The sequence below is a fragment of the Micromonospora sp. WMMD1128 genome (assembly GCF_027497235.1).
GTDB lineage: Bacteria > Actinomycetota > Actinomycetes > Mycobacteriales > Micromonosporaceae > Micromonospora.
In genome coordinates this window covers 573,929-592,050 of the sequence record NZ_CP114902.1, presented here as the reverse complement: position 1 = coordinate 592,050, position 18,122 = coordinate 573,929, and the positions used below count along the sequence as shown (strand labels likewise).

Genomic DNA, 18,122 nt, shown 5'->3' with positions numbered 1-18,122 from the left:
CTCAGGCGGCGCGACGCTGGTGCAGCCAGAGCAGCGGGCCGCTGACCAGGTAGCCCACCACCACGAGCGCGAAGGTGAGCCGGATGTCGACGAGCGCGCCGACCACCGGGGCGAGCCAGAGCCACGGCGGCAGCTTCACCAACCGGGCCAGCTTGGCGTACGGGAAACTGGACACCATGGCGAAGGCGAGCAACGCCACGCCGGCGACCATCACCAGGCCGGGGACCGGGAGCCCGATCGCCACGGTCAGGGCGAGCACCATCGCCGCCATGGTGGTCGGCACGCCGCAGAAGAAGCGGCCGTCCTTCGGCGAGACGTTGAACCGGGCGAGCCGGATGGCCGCGCACGAGGCGACCAGGGCGCAGGCGACCGCGGCGGCGGCCGGCGGCGCCGAACCGGCGAGGGAGGCGTAGACCACCACCGGCGCGGCGAGGCCGAACGAGCACATGTCGGCGAGCGAGTCCATCTGCGCGCCGAACGGGCTGGCCACGCCGAGCTTGCGGGCCAGCGCGCCGTCGAGACCGTCGAACGCGACGCACGCGATCAGGCAGACCGCGGCGATCCGCACCTCACCCTGCATGGCCAGGAAGATGGCCAGCATGCCGAGCATCAGGCTGCTCAGGGTGCACGCGTTGACGAGCGCGAACTTGGCCCGCCGAGCGGCGGTGCGGTCACCCGGAAGTAGCGGGATCGACATCGCCGGAGCGTCGTCGACCGGGGCGAGCGGAGCGACCGGCTCGGGCGCAGCGACCGGCTCGGGCGGAGCGACCGCAGCGACCGGGGCGAACGTCGAGCTGATCGGGCGTACCGCTTCGAGGTCGGCCTCGAACCGGCCGTAGCGACGGCGCTGGCGGTCGGCGTAGCGGTGGTCGGGGGTGACCAGGTCGGTCCTGGAACCGGCCAGGCCGTCCCGGCGGCCCACCCGGACCAGCAGCACCTGGCGGGCGAACGTGCTGCTGCGGCGCAACCGGCCCGCCCAGCGACGCCCTGCGGGGCGCGGACTGTCAGTCGTACGACGCCGGCGCCATGGGGCTCTCGGCACGTTTCCTCCATCACCGGATCGACTGGCCGCCCACGTCGGGGCGGGTGTCCGGCTGTCTCGTGCCGGACCTTTCGGGCCCGGCAGCCCATTTGCGGAGTACACCATTGCACAGGGGACAAGGGCTTGGCGATAGCTGCCGGCGGTACTTATAACTGCCATAACCGCGCGAACCGCTCAGTCATTCCCATCTCGGGCCACAACGCCCATTTTCCTTGGCTCGTCCCAACTCCTGACTGTACCGGAGGTGGCCCAGAGCGGCTCGGCGAGCGGTTCAGCTCACCCGCTGCCCGGTCGCTCGCCTGGCCACGTCGGTCATCGACAGAGCGGTGACCTCCTCCCGAAAGAACCAGGCGGCCCGGGCGGTGGAGCCGCCGGCCAGCTCGGTCACCACGGCCTCGGTCGGCGCGTCCACCCGTACCCGATAGATCACCCGGACGCCGTGCCAGTCCAACGGTCGGCCCTCGGGGCCCAGCGCGGCGGGGGTATGCAGGTTGTCCACGGCCAGCAGGTCGACCACCCGGCCCAGCTGCCCGGCCTCCTCGACCAACTCGCGGAGCAGCCCGGCGGCCGGCTGCTCCCCGTGGTCGGTGCCGCCGCCGGGCAGGTGCCACCGCCCCGCGCCCGGGTACCCGTCGGCGATCATCGTCAGCAGCACCCGGTCGTCCGGGTCGGTGACCAGCCCGTAACGGCCGGTGCGGTCGGGGCCTCACCTCGTCGATCATGAGGTTAGCGGCAGCGGGGCGGACATTTCGCGCCGCCAACCTCATGATCAGCAGAGTGGGGCCACGGGGTGTGAGAGGGCTAGAGAAGGTGGGCGGCCTGGACTGCCTCGGCGGTCACCTCGGTCAGGCGGTCGGTGGGGAGAGCGCCCAGTTCCTCGCGGCGGAACCAGCGGGCCTCGCACGTCGAGCCACCGACGTCCGCCACCGTCGGCGGGGCGGGCTGGTCGACGACCACCCGGTAGAAGGCGCGGACGCCGTGCCAGTCGATCGGGTAGCCCTCCGGACCGAGCGAGGCGGCGTCGCGGTGGCTGGCCACCCCGAGCAGCTCGACCAGGCGGCCGGTCTGCCCGGTCTCCTCGACCAACTCCCGGATCAGCGCCGCGGCGGGCTGCTCGCCGTAGTCGGTGCCGCCGCCGGGCAGGTGCCAGCAGCCAGCACCCGGATAACCGTCGGAGACGCGGGTCAGCAGCACCCGCTCCTCCGGGTCGGTCACCACCGCGTACGCGGCGAAGCGCTGCGCCCGGTGCAGCCCGTCCGGACCGGGGACGGCGTAGAACGAGGGGAACTCCGGGACCTCTTCCGGCACGACGTCGTGGCTGGAGGTGGGCAGGCCCAGCGCACGCGCGGTGAACGACCGCAACGGCAGCTCGCGGGCCTCGTCGAGGGTGAACCAGCGGGCCAGGTCGGTCGGACGGTCGATCCGCTCGGTGAGCGTCCCGCCGCGGACCGAGACGGTGTAGAGCAGGCGGTCGGTGTGGATCGTGATGCGCCGCTCGGGCAGCGCCCGCATGTCGGCGAGCACGTCCTGTAGGCCGGCGACGGCGACCGAGAGCCCGGTCTCGGCCGCGGTCTCCCGGACAACTGTGTGCTTGGGGTCCTCACCGTGGTCGACCGCGCCTCCGGGGAGCGACCAGGTGCCGGGGGTGCCGGAGCGCTCCGATGCGCGGACCAGCAACACTCGGCCGTTTGAATCAGCACAAACTGCGTATGCCGCGATCCTGCGTAGCGGCTCCAGCGAGGTGGTCACGGAAGCAAATTCTCCCCGGAGCGGGTTACCTCCATCGAAAAGAGTCAGATTCCTGACACATTGCTGGTGCCTCAGGGATGGATCAGGGTAGGCGTCCGGGCGGTCACCGAGGTCGCCTGGCGACCGGCGCGGGACCGTGGACACATGACCTACACGAACCCTTCCCAGGCCCCGTACAAGCAACTCCGCCGGCCGGTGAGCGACCGCATGATCGCCGGGGTGGCAAGCGGTGTCGGCCGCTACTTCGCCCTCGATCCCACCCTGGTGCGGGTGGTCTTCGCCACTGCCACGGTGCTCACCGGCGGGTTGGCCGCGCTCGCGTACCCGATCATGTGGTTCCTGATGCCCGAGGAGCCGGCCGGCGCGCCCGCCTGGCCGCACCCGCCGGGCACCGCGCCCGGTTGGCCGCCGGTCCCGCCGACCGCGCCGGTCCCGCCGGGGACGGGGCCTCGGCCGGAGGCCGGGCCGCCGCCGGCCGCGTGACCCGGCGTCACTCCCACTCGATGGTGCCCGGCGGCTTGCTCGTCACGTCCAGCACCACGCGGTTGACCTCGGCGACCTCGTTGGTGATCCGGGTGGAGATCCGGGCCACCACGTCGTAGGGCAGGCGGGACCAGTCGGCCGTCATCGCGTCCTCGCTGGAGACCGGGCGCAGCACCACCGGGTGCCCGTAGGTGCGTCCGTCGCCCTGCACGCCGACGCTGCGGACGTCGGCAAGCAGCACCACCGGGAACTGCCAGACCCCCCGGTCGAGGCCGGCCGCGGTGAGCTCCTGCCGGGCGATCAGGTCGGCCTTGCGGAGCAGGGCGAGACGCTCCTCGTCGACCGCGCCGATGATCCGGATGGCCAGGCCGGGGCCGGGGAACGGGTGCCGCCACACCATCGCCTCGGGCAGCCCCAGCTCCAGGCCGATCGTGCGGACCTCGTCCTTGAACAGCGTGCGCAGCGGCTCGACCAGGGCGAACTTCAGGTCCTCGGGCAGGCCGCCGACGTTGTGGTGGCTCTTGATGTTGGCGGTGCCGGTGCCGCCGCCGGACTCCACCACGTCCGGGTAGAGCGTGCCCTGCACCAGGAACTCCACGTCGCCGTGCGCGGCGATCTCCCGGGCGGCGGCCTCGAAGACCCGGATGAACTCGCGGCCGATGATCTTGCGCTTCTGTTCCGGATCGGTCACCCCGGCGAGCGCGCCGAGGAACCGCTCCCGGGCGTCGACCACCTTGAGCTTGATCCCGGTCGCCGCCACGTAGTCCTTCTCCACCTGCTCGGCCTCGCCGGCCCGCAGCAACCCGTGGTCCACGAAGACGCAGGTGAGCTGATCGCCCACCGCCCGGTGCACGAGCGCCGCCGCGACCGCCGAGTCCACGCCGCCGGAGAGGCCGCAGATGACCTCCTTGTCGCCGACCTGCTCGCGGATCCGGGCGACCTGCTCGTCGATGATGCTCTCCGGCGTCCAGGTCGGCGCGACCCCGGCGATGTCGTAGAGGAAGCGGGTCAGCATCTCCTGGCCGTGCGCGGTGTGCCCCACCTCGGGGTGGAACTGCACCCCGGCCCGCCGGCCGGCCACGTCCTCGAACGCGGCGACCGGGGCCCCGGCCGACTCGGCGGTGACCGTGAAGCCGGCCGGCGCCTCGGTCACGCAGTCGCCGTGGCTCATCCAGACCGGCAGGTCCGCCGGCAGGTCACGCAGCAGCACACCGGGGTCGGTCAGGCGCGGACGCAGCGGGGTGCCGCCGTACTCCCGGTTGCCGGTCCGCGAGACCGTACCGCCGAGTGCCTGCGCCATCGCCTGGAAGCCGTAGCAGATGCCGAACACCGGCACGCCGGCGTCGAACATGCCGGCGTCGATCTGCGGGGCGCCCGGGGCGTAGACGCTCGACGGGCCACCGGACAGGATGATCGCGGCCGGGTTCTTCGCCAGCATCTCGGACACCGGCATGGAGTGCGGGACGATCTCCGAGTAGACCTTCGCCTCGCGGACGCGGCGCGCGATGAGCTGGGCGTACTGGGCTCCGAAGTCCACCACGAGGACGGGGCGAGGCGTGCTCATGTGCGCAAAGCCTACCGACAGTCACCGGCGGCGCGGACGCGCCCCGGCGGTGTCGCGGCCGGAACGTGTTAATAAGGGGCCCCGCCTCTACCAAAGGCGTTAAAAGGGGGCCCCTCCTTTCACCGCAGCGCGGCGGGAGCGTGCGGCGGCACCGCCGGCGCGCGCGGGGGGATCGGGGGCACCCGGGTGTACGGGGAGCCGAGCGGCGGGCGCGGGTCCGCCTCGCCTTTGTTGGGCCAGAACGACATGGCGCGCTCCGCCTGCGCGGTGATCGTCAGCGACGGGTTGACGCCCAGGTTCGCCGAGACCGCCGCGCCGTCGACCACGTGCAGCCCCGGGTGGCCGTACACCCGGTGCCAGGGGTCGACGACGCCGTCGGCCGCTGTCGCGCCGATCACCGCGCCGCCGAGGATGTGCGCGGTCACCGGGATGTTGAACGGCTCGGTCACCGCGCCGCCCGGAGTGCCGTCGATCTCCTCGGCGAGCAGCCGGACCGCCTCGTTGCCGGCCGGGATCCAGGTCGGGTTGGGCGCGCCGTGGCCCGGGCCGGTGACCAGGCGGCGCCCCCGCCAGCGGGTGGTGAGCGAGTTGTCGACCGACTGCATGACAAGAGCGATGACGGTGCGTTCGGACCAGCCGCGGACCGACAGCATCCGCGCGGCCAGCCCCGGTTGCCGGACGATGCTGCCCAGCCAGCGCCGGACCCGGTGCGGACCGCCGTCGACGAGCAGCGACTGGAGCAGGCCCATGGCGTTGGAGCCCTTGCCGTAGCGGACCGGCTCGATGTGGGTCTGCGGGTCGGGGTGGAACGAACTGGTGATCGCCACGCCCTCGGAGAAGTCGAGGCCGCGCCGCCGGGCCGCCCCGGAGGCCACCGAGGCGCCGAGGATCGCCTCCGAGTTGGTGCGGGTCAGCTCGCCCAGCCGGGGCGAGAGCCCGGGCAGCGCGCCGGTCGCCTTCATCCGGTGCAGCAGCCGCTGGGTGCCGAGCGCGCCGGCGGCGAAGACCACCTGGTCGGCGTGGATCACCTCGCGACGCTTGCGCAGCCAGGCCCCGGTGCGCTCGGTGTGCACCGCGTAGCCGCCCGCCGGGTCCGGCCGCACGGCGGTCACCGTGGTCAGCGGGTGCACCTGGACGCCGCTCCGCTCGCCCAGCCAGAGGTAGTTCTTCACGAGCGTGTTCTTCGCGCCGTGCCGGCAGCCGGTCATGCACGAGCCGCAGTGGCTGCACCCGGTGCGGTCGGGCCCGACGCCGCCGAAGTACGGGTCCGACGCCCGCTGCCCCGGCCGTCCGATGTGCACGCCGACCGGGGTCGGGTGGAACGTGTGCGCCACCCCCATCCGCTCGGCCACCGCCCGCATGGCCCGGTCCGCGCCGGTGTCGAGCGGGTACGCGGTGACGCCGAGCATCCGCTTCGCCTGGTCGTAGTGGCGGGCGAGCTCGTCGCGCCAGTCGGTGATGTCCCGCCACTGCGGGTCGGCGTAGAAGGCGTCAGGCGGCTCGTAGAGCGTGTTCGCGTAGACGAGCGAGCCGCCGCCCACCCCGGCGCCGGAGAGCACGAGCACGCCGCCGCCGGTCCTCCGGTCGGCGGAGCGGAGCAGGGTGATCCGTTGCAGCCCGAAGCAGCCGAGCCGTGGCGCCCACAGGAACCGCCGCGCCTGCCAGGACGTCTTCGGGAACTCCTCGTCGGCGAAGCGCCGGCCGGCCTCCAGAACGCCGACCGAGTAGCCCTTCTCGGCCAGCCGGAGCGCGGTGACGCTGCCCCCGAAGCCGGATCCGATGACGACCACGTCGTAGTGCATGAACGCATCATTACCGACGGGTAGCTATGGCGCCAGGACGAGTTTTTCGCAGATCATGCAGAGCGCTCGACCGCCGGTGCAACCTTCGGTGCCCCCGGCCGCGTCGAACTTCACGGGGAGAGGACGGAAACGTGACGAGACGACGCCTGCTGGGCCTGGCCGTCCTGGTGGCGGCGCTGATGGTCGCCGGCGGCGCGGTGGTGACCACCCGGCTGGTCGGGCACCACTCGCCGACCCGGGCCGCCGCGCCGGCCACCTCACCACCCGGCTCACCCACGCCGGCGCCGACGAGCGCCAGCCCGACCCCGCCGCCCGGCGCCGACCTGACCGGCCCGCTCAACCTGATGCTCGTCGGCGTCGACACCCGGGTCAGCATCCCCGGTTGGGAGCCGCACGCCGACGCCGTGCTGGTGCTGCACGTGCCCGCCGGGCTGGACCGGGCGTACCTGTTCTCCCTCCCCCGCGACCTGGTCGTGGACATCCCCGCCTACCCGAAGGCGCGCTACCCGGGCGGGAAGACCAAGCTCACCCACGCGATGAGCTACGGCAGCCGGGTCCCGGGCGACAAGGCCCACCCCAGCACCGCCCAGGGGTACGAACTGCTGCGCACCACCGTCTCCCGCTACACCGGGCTGCGCATCGACGCCGGCGCCGTGATCACGTTCGGCGGCTTCGACAAACTGGTGGACACGCTCGGCGGCGTCGACCTCTACGTCGACCAGAAGGTCGCCTCCCGGCACCGCCGCCCGGACGGGAAGATGCGGCCGTTGAGCGGGGGCGGCTACCACGGGCCGCAGATGGTCTACCAGAAGGGCAACCGGCACCTCACCGGCTGGCAGGCGCTCGACTACGCGCGGCAGCGCTACACCGCCGGCGGCGACTACACCCGGCAGCGGCACCAGCAGCAGCTGATCCGCGCGCTGGCCGGCCAGCTCGTCGGGCAGGGCACGGCCCGCGACCCGCAGCGGGTCGAGCAGGTCGTCGCCGCGCTCGGCAAGACCCTGGTGTACGTCGGGGGCGGGCGGAAACTGATCGACTTCTCCTACGCCCTGGGCGGGATCCCGACGGACCGGATCACCCTGGTCGGGCTCCCCGGCAGCGGCGTGGGCAGCGGCGGGTCCTACCGCGGCGAGCAGCTCCAGAAGCTGGGCCGGGACTTCCTCACCGCGTTGCGCGGTGGCCGGGTCGACGCGTTCCTGGCCGCGCACCCGTCCCTGCGCGTCAAGACCTGAGGTGTTAGGCGGGGGCCCCTCTTATGCAGAAAGCGTTAACCGGGGCCCCCGCCTTACTTCGGCTTGGGGGCGGCGGGGCGCTCGGTGCCGAACAGCCAGGCGTCGAAGAGCTTGTCGAGCTTCTTCCCGGACACCCGCTCCGCCAGTGCCACGAAGTCCGCCGTGGTGGCGTTGCCGTCCTTCCGCTCCGCCGCCCAGGTGCGCAGGATCGTGAAGAACGCGGTGTCGCCCACCGCCACCCGCAGCGCGTGCACGGTCATCCCGCCCCGGTCGTAGACCGAGCTGCCGAACAGGTTCTCCACCCCCGGCTTGCCCGGCGGCGTCCGCCAGAGCAGCGCGGACGCACCGGCGTACTTCTGCTCGAACGTGCGCTGCACGGTCGACTTTCCGGTGTGCTCGGCCCACAGCCACTCCGCGTACGTGGCCAGCCCCTCGTTGAGCCAGATGTCCTGCCAGCGCCGGATCGAGACGCTGTCGCCGTACCACTGGTGGGCCAGCTCGTGCGCCACCACGTCGGTGTTGTCGCCCCGACGGAAGAAGCTGGACCCGTAGACCGGCCGGCTCTGCGTCTCCAGCGCGTACCGGATCCGGCTGTCCGCCACCACCACGCCCCCGTACGCGCCGAACGGGTACGGCCCGAAGATGCTCTCCAGGTAGTCGGCGACCTCGACGGTGCGGGCGATCGAACGGTCCGGCGCGCCCTCCGGCAGTTGGGTGGTGACCGCGCTCCAGACCGGGCGGCCCTTGTGCTCGGCGGTGGTGACGCGGAACTTCCCGATCACCACGGTGGTCAGGTAGCTGGCCATCGGCGAGCCCTCCGACCAGCGCCAGGTGGTCCAGTCGCCGGCGGTCGTCTTTCCCTTCGGCACGCCGTTGCCGACCGCCGTCAACCCCTTCGGCACGGTGATCTCGACGTCGTAGGTGGCCTTGTCCGACGGGTGGTCGTTGACCGGAAACCAGGTGCTCGCCGACTGCGGCTGGCCGAGCGCGATCGCCCCGTCCGCGGTGTGCAGCCAGCCGCCCTCGCCGAGCGCCTCGCTGCGCAGCGCCTCGGGCCTGCCGCCGTACCGGATCTCGGCGACGAACCCGTTGCCGGAGGTGAGGCCGGCGGCCGGCGTGACCACCAGTTCGTCGTCGGTGCGGGCGTGCCGGGCGGCGGCGCCGTCCACGGTGACCGAGCGGACGGTGAGCCCGGCCAGGTCCAGGTTGAACGCGGACAGGTCGGCGGTCGCGGTGGCCCGCACCGTGGTGGTGCCGGTGAGCTTGTCGGTGTCCGGGTCGTAACGCACCTTGATCGTGTAGCTCGCGACGTCGTAGCCGCCGTTGCCGTAGGTGGGAAAGTAGGCGTCGCCGGCGCCGGCCGCGCCGGGCGCGAAGCTGCGGGCGGCGGTCGGACCGGATTCGGAGGGCACCGCGGCGCTCCGGTCCGGCTCGGCTGATCCGCAGCCGGCCAGCAGCAGCGTCCCGCAGGCCAGCAGCCCGAGCCGTCGTCGTCCGCCGCGCCGCGCCATCGCCTCGATCCTTCCCCGGACCCCGTTCGGCGGCCCCGCCCCAGGGCCGCTTCGCCCGCGGCAGCCTACCCAGTGCCGATCACGCCCGCGTCACGGCAGCCCCGCGTCCCGGCAGGCTCGCATCAGGGCAGGCCCGGCGGGGTAGCGCCGACCAGCCAGGCGTCGAGGAGCGCGCGCAGCGGGCGGCCGGCGGCCCGCTCCGCGTACCCGATGAAGTCGGCGGTGGTGGCGTTGCCGTCGCGTCGCTCGACCAGCCACCCGCGCAGCACGCGGAAGAACGTGTCGTCGCCGACCGCGCGGCGCAGCGCGTGCACCGCGAGCGCGCCCCGCTGGTAGACCGCGTCACCGAACATCCCGGCCCGGCCCGGGTCGACCGACGGCTTCGACCAGTCGGTGGCGGCGTACCGGTCGGCGACGGTCCGCGCCACGGTCCGCCCGCCGTCGTGCTCGGCCCAGAGCCATTCGGCGTACGTGGCGAAGCCCTCGTTGAGCCAGATGTCGCTCCACCGGGCCACCGACACGCTGTCGCCGAACCACTGGTGGGCCAGCTCGTGCGCGACCACCTCGGTGTTCGGCCGACCGCCGCGGAAGAAGCCCGGCCCGTACACCGGGCGGGTCTGGGTCTCCAGCGCGTACCGGATCCGGTCGTCGGCCACCGCCACCCCGCCGTACGCGTCGAACGGGTACGGCCCGAAGCGCGCAGCCAGGAAGTCCACGACCTCGCCGGTGCGGGCCACCGACGCGGCGGCCGGACCGTCCGCGGGCAGCGTCGCGGCGACGGCGGTGACGAGCGGCTTGCCGTCGTGGGTGCCGGTGGTGACCCGGTAGTCGCCGATCACCAGCGTGGTCAGGTAGCTGGCCATCGGCGAGCGCTCCGACCAGCGCCACGTGGTCCAGCCGCCGGCGGTCGTCCGCCCCTTCGGGACGCCGTTGGCGAGCGCGGCGAGCCCGTCCGGCACGGTGACCGCGACGTCGTAGGTGGCCTTGTCCGACGGGTGGTCGTTGACCGGGTACCAGGTGCTCGCCGACTGCGGCTGGCCGAGCGCGATCGCCCCGTCCGGCGTGTGGTGGAAACCGCCGTCGCCCAGCTCGGGGTCGGGCAGCGCCCGGGGCACCCCGCCGTAGGCCACCTCGACGGTGAACCGCTTCCCGGCCGGCAGCCCGTGCGCGGGCGTGACGATCAGCTCCGCGCCGTCCCGCCGGCGCTTCGCCGGCTCGCCGTCCACGCGGACCTGGTCCACGTCGAGGCCGGCAAGGTCGAGGTGGAACCGGGACAGCGCGGTGGTGGCGGTCGCGGTCAGCGTGGCGGTGCCGGTGAGCCGGTCGTCGGCCGGGTCGTAGCGGACGTCGAGCGCGTAGTGCCCGACGTCGTAGCCGCCGTTGCCGGCCCCCGGCACGTACGGGTCACCGGCGTCCGCCGCCCCGGGTCGGAACCCGCCGTCGTCGTCACCGTCCCCGCCCGTGCATCCGCCCGCCGCGAGCGCCACCGCCAGCACGCCCGCCGCCCAGACCCGTCTCCGTGCCACCCATCGACCCTAGGCCGTACGACGGCGTCGACCCCGCCGGTCGCGGCGAAACGGTTGCCGCGACCGGCGGGGCCGACCAGGTGCGGGAGACCGGTCAGCGGTCCAGGACCAGGCTGACCTTCTGGAACTCCTTGAGGTCGCGGTAGCCGCACTTGGCCATCGCGCGGCGCAGGCCACCGAAGAGGTTGAGCTGGCCGTCCGGCTCGTCGGCCGGGCCGAACAGCAGCTTCTCCATCGAGCCGAGCGGCTCACCGGACACCTCGAACGCGCCCCGGGGCAGCGACGGGTGGCTGGCCGCCGAGTGCCACCAGGCGCCGCCGGCCGGCGCCTCCGCGCAGAGCGAGAGCGGCTCGCCGAGCATCACCGCGTCCGCGCCGCAGCCGAGCGCCTTGGCGATGTCGCCGGAGGTCTGCATGTCGCCGTCGGCGATCAGGTGCACGTACCGGCCACCGGTCTCGTCCAGGTAGTCGCGGCGGGCCGCGGCGGCGTCGGCGATCGCGGTGGCCATCGGCACCCGGATGCCGAGCACCGACTCGGTGGTCGACCAGTCGTCGCCGCCGATGCCCACGATCACGCCGGCCGCGCCGGTGCGCATCAGGTGCAGCGCGGTCTTGTAGTCGGTGCAGCCGCCGACGATGACCGGCAGGTCGAGGTCGGCGATGAACTCCTTGAGGTTGAGCGGCTCGTCGGTGGTGGAGACGTGCTCGGCGGAGACGAGGGTGCCCTGGATGACCAGGATGTCCACGCCGGCGTCGAGGATCACCGGGGCCAGCGCCAGGGTGTGCTGCGGCGAGACCCGGACCGCCACCGTGCCGCCGCCGGCCCGCAGCTCGCGGACCCGCTCGGCGATCAGGTCGGGACGGATCGGCTCGGCGTAGACCTCCTGGAGCCGCTTGGTGGTGCGGGCGTCCTCGCCCAGGCCGGCCAGCTCCTCCAGGATCTTGGTGGGGTTCTCGTACCGGGTCCAGAGGCCCTCGACGTTGAGCACGCCGAGTCCGCCCAGCTCACCGAGGCGCACCGCGGAGGCGGGGCTCATGGTGGCGTCCGAGGGGTGCGCGACGCAGGGGATGCCGAACGGGTAGGCGTCGAGCTGCCACGCGGTGGAGACGTCGTCGACGTCCCGGGTGCGGCGGCTCGGCACGATGGCGATGTCGTCCAGGTGGTAACCGCGCTGCGCGGTCTTGCCCAGCCCGATCTCGACCACGTCACGCATGGATGCTCCAGGTGTGTTCGGGGGTGGTGGGAGGGGTCAGCGGGAGTGGTAGTTGGGCGCTTCGACGGTCATCTGGATGTCGTGCGGGTGGCTCTCCTTGAGCCCGGCCGCGGTGATCCGGATGAGCTGTCCACGCCGGTGCAGCTCCGGGATGCTCTCCGCGCCGACGTATCCCATCGCGGCGCGCAGGCCGCCGGTGAGCTGGTGGGCGACCTGGGCCAGCGGACCGCGGTAGGGCACCTGACCCTCGACGCCCTCGGGGACCAGCTTGTCCTCGGCCATCACGTCCTGCTGGAAGTAGCGGTCCTTGGAGTAGGACTTGCCCTGACCGCGGGACTGCATCGCGCCGAGCGAGCCCATCCCCCGGTACGCCTTGTACTGCTTGCCGTTGATGAAGATCAGCTCGCCGGGGCTCTCCTCGCAGCCGGCCAGCAGGCTGCCGAGCATTACCGCGTCGGCGCCGGCCACCAGCGCCTTGGCGATGTCGCCGGAGTATTGGATGCCGCCGTCGCCGATCACCGGCACGCCGGCCGGGCGGGCGGCCCGGGCCGCCTCCATGATCGCGGTGACCTGCGGTACGCCCACCCCGGCCACGATCCGGGTGGTGCAGATGGCGCCCGGCCCGACGCCCACCTTGATGCCGTCGGCGCCGGCGTCGACGAGCGCCTTCGCGCCCGCGTACGTGGCGATGTTGCCGCCCACGATGTCGACGGTCACGTCCCGCTTGAGCCGGGCGACCATCTCCAGCACGGCCCGCTGGTGGCCGTGCGCGGTGTCCACGACGACCACGTCCACACCGGCGTCGACCAGGGCGCGGGCCCGCTTGTAGCCGTCCTCGCCCACGCCGACCGCGGCGGCGACCCGGAGCCGGCCCGCCTCGTCCTTGGTGGCGTTCGGGTACTGCTCGCTCTTGGTGAAGTCCTTGACCGTGATCAGGCCGCGCAGCTTGCCGGCGTCGTCGACGATCGGCAGCTTCTCCACCTTGTGCCGGCGCAGCAGGGCGAGCGCCTCGTCCTTGCTCACCCCGACCGGCGCGGTGATCAACGGGGTGCGGGTCATGATGTCGCGGACCGGCGTGGCCGGGTCGGAGACGAAGCGCATGTCACGGTTGGTGACGATGCCGACCAGTTGCCCCTGGCCGTCGACGAGCGGGACGCCGGAGATGCGGTAACGACCGCAGAGCGCGTCGACGTCGCGGAGCGTGTCATCCGGGCTGGCGGTCACCGGGTTGGTGATCATGCCGGACTCGGAGCGCTTCACCAGGTCCACCTGGAGCGCCTGGTCCTCGACGGACAGGTTGCGGTGCAGCACGCCGATGCCGCCCTGGCGGGCCATGGCGATCGCCATCCGCCCCTCGGTGACGGTGTCCATCGCGCTGGAGAGCAGCGGCACGGTCAGCTCGATGGTGCGGGTGAGCCGGGTCCGGGTGTTGACCCGGCTGGGCACCACGTCCGACTCGCCCGGCTGGAGGAGCACGTCGTCGAAGGTCAGCCCGAGCGGCACCACCCGGGCGGAGCCGGCCGGCAGCTCGGGCAGATGGCCGCCCAGCTCGCCGTCCGGGCCGGTCGGGATCTCGGTGCTGGGCGAATTCTCCACGATTGCTCCCCTAGGTGACGGCGCGTCGCCTCATCGTACCCATTGGCCCGGCCGGCTCCGGCCGGTGGCGGGCCCTGCGTAGGCCGGGCCACAGCGCGGCCGGGGGCGGGCTTTCCGGCGGCGCGGGGTCTACGGTGAGGGGGTGCACGACGAGCCCATCGACCCGTTCAACGGCGACCCGGCCGATCCGGCTGCCGGCCTGCACGATTCCGGCGAGGAGGACGCACTCGACCCGCTGACCGAGGTCGAGCGACAGGACGTGCTCGAGGATCTGGCCGACCTGGAGATCTACCAGGCGCTGCTCCAGCCGATCGGGGTGCGCGGCCTGGTGATCGAGTGTGAGGACTGTCGCGAGCCGCACTACTTCGACTGGGATCTGCTCCGGGGCAACCTGCGGCACCTGCTCAACTCGGGCCGCCCCCGGGTGCACGAGCCGGCCTACGACCCGGATCCCGACCACTACGTGAGTTGGGACTACGCCCGCGGCTACGCGGACGGCGTGCACGACACCCTCACCGAGGGCACCGACGACGCCACCACGGAGTGACGCCCCACCACTGATCAGGCCACCAGGCCGGCCCGGAAGCCGGCGGCCACGGCGTGCGCCCGGTCGCGTGCGCCGAGCTTGCGGAACAGCCGCCGGGCGTGCGTCTTGACCGTGTCCTCGGAGACGAACAGCTCCCGCCCGATCTCCGCGTTGCTCTTTCCCTCCGCCATGCCGAGCAGCACCTGAAGCTCGCGTTCGGTGAGCCCGACCGCGCCGCGCGGTGACCGCGCCGGGCGCTGGCCGGGACCCGGCTGGGGCGTCTCCGCCCCGTCCGGGGCCGGGTCGTTGGCGTCCTCGCCGCGCTGCACCGGCACCATCGTGGGCAGGCCCGCGGCATCCGTCGGCGTCCCCGGCCAGCCCGGCCCACCGGGGGTACGCCCCAGCGCCGTCGCCCGGACCGGCCCGCCCACCGCCGCCGCGTCCCGGGCGGTGTCGGCCACCCGGTTCCGGTGGGCCCGGCCGGGGGCGGAGAGCAGCAGCAGGGCCTTCGCCACCGCGCTGGTCAGGTCGTGGTCCGCGTTCTGGATCAGACCGCGCGCACCGGCGCTGATGGTGGCCGCCGCCGACTCCGACTCCTCGACGCCGAGCAGCAGCACCGCGGCCTGCGGGGCGCGGGCCAGCACCCGACGCACGAAGCCGGCGCTGTCCGGCCGGGTCAGGGCGGTGTCGGCGAGCACCACGTCCACCGGGCGCTCGGCCAGCCGCAGCATCACCTCGGGATCGGACACTGCCGTCCGGACGACGCCGGACAGCCCGAGCCGCGCCGCCGCCGAGGTCAGATGCTGGGCCGCCAATGGTGTCCGAACGCACACGAGAACGCTACGCACAGTGGGCTCCTCTCCGACTCAGAGCAGACCACGTGCGGCTCCGGTCGGGAGGGGGTTCCGGGCAATCATCCGAACTTTTCCGGCATATGGGTCATATGCCACCGGTTGTCCGAGCTTTTCGATCACACATGTGTGAGCCGGGGACGGCTCGGGTACCGAGACGTTCATCCGGAACCGGCATCCCGCGCGGACCGCCGCCCGGTAGCTGGCCACGAACATTCTCCGCGGTGCCGCGCGGGAGGAGGGGTGCTGATGTCGAACGTACGTAGGCTGCCTGGACCCATCGTCGACCTGTGGGACTGGCAGCGGCTCGGCGCGTGCCGGGGCCGCGACAGCGCCCAGTTCTTCCACCCGGACGGCGAGCGCGGCTCGTCCCGGCTGCGCCGCGAGTCCGGCGCGAAGTCGGTCTGCCGCGCCTGCCCGGTGCGCGCCGAGTGCGCCGCGCACGCCCTCGCCGTCCGCGAGCCGTACGGCGTCTGGGGCGGATTCAGCGAGTCCGAGCGGCTGCGGCTGCTCGCCCTCGGTTGGGAGGACCTGGCCGACCGCCGGCAGTCCCAGGTGGACGTCGCCCGGCTCGAGGCCCGTCTCGGCCGGTCCCACAAGACCGCCGTGCCGGACCAGCGCAAGGTCGCCTGAACCACGGTCGCCTGACGCAGGGTTGCCCGACCCGCCACACTTCCCGCCGCCGTGTCCCCGCATTTCCGGGGCACGGCGGCGTTTCTTCGCCCGAGCCGCCATCCGGGCCAGGCGTCTGCGCCGCCTTCCACCCGCCACCCCCGGCCGATCCGCGGAGACCACGGTGAGCACCCGCCCGACCCGGTAGCCCGAGACCCGGCCTGCCCCGCGCCAGGGAGTACCCGTCCGGCGCCTACAAACTTGATGACGCAGGTGACTCAGGCAGCGGCCCCGGAGGTGTTCCGCAGCACGACGCCGCCGGCCAGCCGAAGCCGAACCATTGACGCCATCAACTTGCCAGGCAGTTGCGAACGACGGCCGGGCCAGCCCGCGCGGTGACGTCCGGGCCGGCCAGTTGGCTGGGCGGGACGCCGTGACGCCCGGCTGGCCGGCCCACGGGCCGGCGGCGGCGACCGGGTGGCCGGGCCCGCGGGCCGGCGGCGGCGACCGGGTGGCCGGGCCCGCGGGCCGGCGGCGGACCGGGACGGGTCAGGGCACGGTCACCTTCACGGTGTGCCAGCCGGTCGCGCCGTCCGGGGCCACCGGGCTGCGGCGCTCCGGCTGCGTCTCGCCGGCCGCGTCGGTGGCCCGTACCGCGAGGGTGTGCTCGCCCGGCGTCGCGTCCCAGCGCCACGACCACTGGACCCAGGTGTCCGACGACACCGCCGGGGCCAGCGTCGCCTCGCGCCAGGGGCCGTCGTCGACCCGTACCTCCACCCGGCGGATGCCCCGGTGCTGCGCCCACGCCACGCCCGCGACCGTCACCGGGCCGGCGGCGGGTCGGCTGCGCGCTCGCGGCGTGTCGATCCGGGACTGCGTCTTCACCGGGCCCTGCGCGGACCAGCCACGCGGCACCCAGTACGCGTCGAAGTCGGCGAAGCTGGTCAGCTCCAGTTCCGTCACCCACTTGCACGCGGAGACGTACCCGTAGAGGCCGGGCACCACCATCCGCACCGGGAAGCCGTGTTCGATCGGCAGCGGCTCGCCGTTCATCCCCACCGCGAGCAGCGCGTCCCGCCCGTCGCGCAGCACCGACGTGGGGGTGCCGCAGGTCCAGCCGTCGACCGCGCGCCCGACCACCTGGTCCGCGCCGTCCTCCGGGCCGGCCTCGTCCAGCAGCTCCTTGAGCGGTACGCCGAGCCAGCGGGCGTTGCCGATGAGGTCGCCACCCACCTCGTTGGAGACGCAGGCAAGCGTCACGTAGCGCTCGACCATCGGCCGGGCGAGCAGGTCGTCGAAGCTCAGCTCGATCGGGTTGCGGACCCGGCCGTGGATGCGCAGCCGCCAGGTGACCGGGTCCACCTGCGGCACCACGAGCGCGGTGTCGATCCGGTAGAACTCCCGGTTGGGCGTGACGTAGGGGGCGAGCCGGGGCAGGGACAGGTCCGCGCCGACCGGCACCGGTGGGGCCGGTGTCGCCGGGGCGGGGAGCGTCACCGCCTCCCGCGCCGCCGAGACCCCCCGCCGGCCGGCCAGCCAGTGACCGCCGAGCCCGGCCACCACGGCCGCGCCGCTGACCAGGCCGGCGCCGCGCAGGAACCGGCGCCTCGACTCCGCGGCCCGACCCTCCAGCGGCTCCCAGCCACCCGGCGTCTCCTCCTCGCGTGCGAGCGCGGCCACCGCCGGAGGCGGCGGCGGCCGGTGCCGCGACGCGGGTCCGGGGACCGCCGGAGGCGGCGTGGGTCCGGGCGACGACGTCCGTTCCGGGACCGCCGGAAGCGACGTGGGGCCGGGCCGGGACGCCGACGCGGGTCCGGTGGCGCTGCCGGAGAACGTCGCCGGGGCGGCCGGGTCGCGGTCCGGCCGCAGCGGGCCGGCCACGAACGCCCAGAGCGTGAGCCCGCCGAGGGCGGCGCCGACGAGCGAGGGCAGCGCGTCGAACGCGTTCGCGCCGGCCCGGGTCAGCGCGGCGGCCACCCCGAGCACGGCGAACGCGCCGATGCCGGCCAGGCCGACCGCCAGCCGCCGGGCCGCCGCCAGGCCGAGCAGCGCCGCGAAGCCGGCGAGCAGCAGCGCGGTCCCGACCAGCAGCGCGATCTTGTCGTACGTGCCGAAGAGGTCGATGGCGAACTGCTTGAGCGGCTCGGGCACCAGGTCGACCACGAGACCGCCGACGGCGATCAGCGGGGCGGACCGGGGACCGGTCAGGACGGCCACCGGCTCGGCGACACCGAGTGCCACCACGGCGGCGACGACACCGGCCAGGGCCGCGGAACGGCGGGAGATCGTGCTCACGCGGCCCAGTCTGGTCGACAGGTCGGGTCCGCTGCCAATTCCGTCAGCGTTCCGTAAGCGAATACGCCTCAGGGCACACCGCCGGCTCGGCGGTGTGCCCTGAGGTCGGGCTGTGTTCCT

14 protein-coding genes and 1 pseudogene are annotated in these 18,122 nt (G+C 73.7%); 4 read left to right on the top strand and 11 right to left on the bottom strand.

Annotated elements, in window-relative coordinates; genetic code table 11:
• Position 1: 1 nt before the first annotated feature.
• The 3 genes and pseudogenes from O7602_RS02945 to O7602_RS02935 form a co-directional block, all read right to left on the bottom strand.
• Positions 2–967: a CDP-alcohol phosphatidyltransferase family protein gene (locus O7602_RS02945; RefSeq protein ID WP_281586692.1), complete on the bottom strand. Its 966-nt coding sequence runs from the start codon at positions 965–967 to the stop codon at positions 2–4.
• A 346-nt stretch (positions 968–1,313) separates the two neighbouring features.
• Positions 1,314–1,727: pseudogene (locus O7602_RS02940) on the bottom strand (NUDIX domain-containing protein); the annotation flags it as partial.
• 116 nt (positions 1,728–1,843) lie between these two features.
• Positions 1,844–2,791 carry an NUDIX domain-containing protein gene (locus tag O7602_RS02935; RefSeq protein ID WP_281586691.1) on the bottom strand — a complete coding sequence of 316 codons (948 nt, stop codon included), beginning with the start codon at positions 2,789–2,791 and terminating at the stop codon, positions 1,844–1,846.
• A 144-nt stretch (positions 2,792–2,935) separates the two neighbouring features.
• On the opposite strand from O7602_RS02935, the gene O7602_RS02930 reads away from it, so the two are divergent.
• Positions 2,936–3,274: a PspC domain-containing protein gene (locus tag O7602_RS02930; protein ID WP_281586690.1), complete on the top strand. Its 339-nt coding sequence runs from the start codon at positions 2,936–2,938 to the stop codon at positions 3,272–3,274.
• A gap of 7 nt (positions 3,275–3,281) precedes the next feature.
• Here O7602_RS02930 and guaA read toward each other — a convergent pair whose 3' ends face one another.
• Both guaA and O7602_RS02920 read right to left on the bottom strand, forming a co-directional pair.
• Positions 3,282–4,838 (bottom strand): glutamine-hydrolyzing GMP synthase, encoded by a 1,557-nt coding sequence (gene guaA / locus O7602_RS02925; protein WP_281586689.1) that lies wholly within the window; start codon positions 4,836–4,838, stop codon positions 3,282–3,284.
• A 119-nt stretch (positions 4,839–4,957) separates the two neighbouring features.
• Complete coding sequence (locus O7602_RS02920) at positions 4,958–6,640, bottom strand: GMC family oxidoreductase (protein WP_281586688.1); 1,683 nt, start codon at positions 6,638–6,640, stop codon at positions 4,958–4,960.
• Between the two features lie 131 nt (positions 6,641–6,771).
• On the opposite strand from O7602_RS02920, the gene O7602_RS02915 reads away from it, so the two are divergent.
• Positions 6,772–7,872: an LCP family protein gene (locus O7602_RS02915; RefSeq protein ID WP_281586687.1), complete on the top strand. Its 1,101-nt coding sequence runs from the start codon at positions 6,772–6,774 to the stop codon at positions 7,870–7,872.
• A gap of 53 nt (positions 7,873–7,925) precedes the next feature.
• Here the strand turns inward: O7602_RS02915 and O7602_RS02910 are convergent, their stop codons facing one another.
• The 4 genes from O7602_RS02910 to guaB all read right to left on the bottom strand — a co-directional run bounded on the left by O7602_RS02910 (position 7,926) and on the right by guaB (position 13,718).
• Complete coding sequence (locus O7602_RS02910) at positions 7,926–9,383, bottom strand: M1 family metallopeptidase (protein ID WP_281586686.1); 1,458 nt, start codon at positions 9,381–9,383, stop codon at positions 7,926–7,928.
• A 122-nt stretch (positions 9,384–9,505) separates the two neighbouring features.
• Positions 9,506–10,876, bottom strand: coding sequence for a M1 family metallopeptidase (locus tag O7602_RS02905; protein ID WP_281590082.1), 1,371 nt, complete (start codon positions 10,874–10,876; stop codon positions 9,506–9,508).
• Between the two features lie 127 nt (positions 10,877–11,003).
• The gene (locus O7602_RS02900) at positions 11,004–12,122 is read right to left on the bottom strand and encodes a GuaB3 family IMP dehydrogenase-related protein (protein ID WP_281586685.1); all 1,119 of its coding nucleotides are present in this window, start codon (positions 12,120–12,122) and stop codon (positions 11,004–11,006) included.
• 36 nt (positions 12,123–12,158) lie between these two features.
• Entirely contained in the window at positions 12,159–13,718 is a 1,560-nt protein-coding gene (gene guaB / locus O7602_RS02895; protein ID WP_281586684.1) for an IMP dehydrogenase, read from the bottom strand.
• A 142-nt stretch (positions 13,719–13,860) separates the two neighbouring features.
• Between guaB and O7602_RS02890 the strand changes: the two genes are divergently transcribed.
• Positions 13,861–14,265 carry a DUF5319 domain-containing protein gene (locus tag O7602_RS02890; protein WP_281586683.1) on the top strand — a complete coding sequence of 135 codons (405 nt, stop codon included), beginning with the start codon at positions 13,861–13,863 and terminating at the stop codon, positions 14,263–14,265.
• Between the two features lie 14 nt (positions 14,266–14,279).
• Here O7602_RS02890 and O7602_RS02885 read toward each other — a convergent pair whose 3' ends face one another.
• Positions 14,280–15,092, bottom strand: coding sequence for a response regulator transcription factor (locus O7602_RS02885; RefSeq protein WP_281586682.1), 813 nt, complete (start codon positions 15,090–15,092; stop codon positions 14,280–14,282).
• 252 nt (positions 15,093–15,344) lie between these two features.
• Here O7602_RS02885 and O7602_RS02880 point away from each other — a divergent pair, with 252 nt between their 5' ends.
• Positions 15,345–15,728, top strand: a complete 384-nt coding sequence (locus O7602_RS02880; RefSeq protein WP_281586681.1) for a WhiB family transcriptional regulator — start codon at positions 15,345–15,347, stop codon at positions 15,726–15,728.
• A 528-nt stretch (positions 15,729–16,256) separates the two neighbouring features.
• Here O7602_RS02880 and O7602_RS02875 read toward each other — a convergent pair.
• A complete protein-coding gene (locus O7602_RS02875; protein WP_281586680.1) occupies positions 16,257–18,002 on the bottom strand; it encodes a sulfite oxidase in 1,746 nt (581 codons plus the stop codon).
• Positions 18,003–18,122: the final 120 nt, after the last annotated feature.

Excerpts from the sequence above, each read along its gene's own strand:
- O7602_RS02930 (WP_281586690.1), top strand. The coding sequence starts at position 2,936 with ATGACCTACACGAACCCTTCCCAGGCCCCGTACAAGCAACTCCGCCGG.
- guaA (WP_281586689.1), bottom strand. The coding sequence starts at position 4,838 with ATGAGCACGCCTCGCCCCGTCCTCGTGGTGGACTTCGGAGCCCAGTAC.
- O7602_RS02920 (WP_281586688.1), bottom strand. The coding sequence starts at position 6,640 with ATGCACTACGACGTGGTCGTCATCGGATCCGGCTTCGGGGGCAGCGTC.
- O7602_RS02910 (WP_281586686.1), bottom strand. The coding sequence starts at position 9,383 with ATGGCGCGGCGCGGCGGACGACGACGGCTCGGGCTGCTGGCCTGCGGG.
- O7602_RS02900 (WP_281586685.1), bottom strand. The coding sequence starts at position 12,122 with ATGCGTGACGTGGTCGAGATCGGGCTGGGCAAGACCGCGCAGCGCGGT.
- O7602_RS02880 (WP_281586681.1), top strand. The coding sequence starts at position 15,345 with ATGTCGAACGTACGTAGGCTGCCTGGACCCATCGTCGACCTGTGGGAC.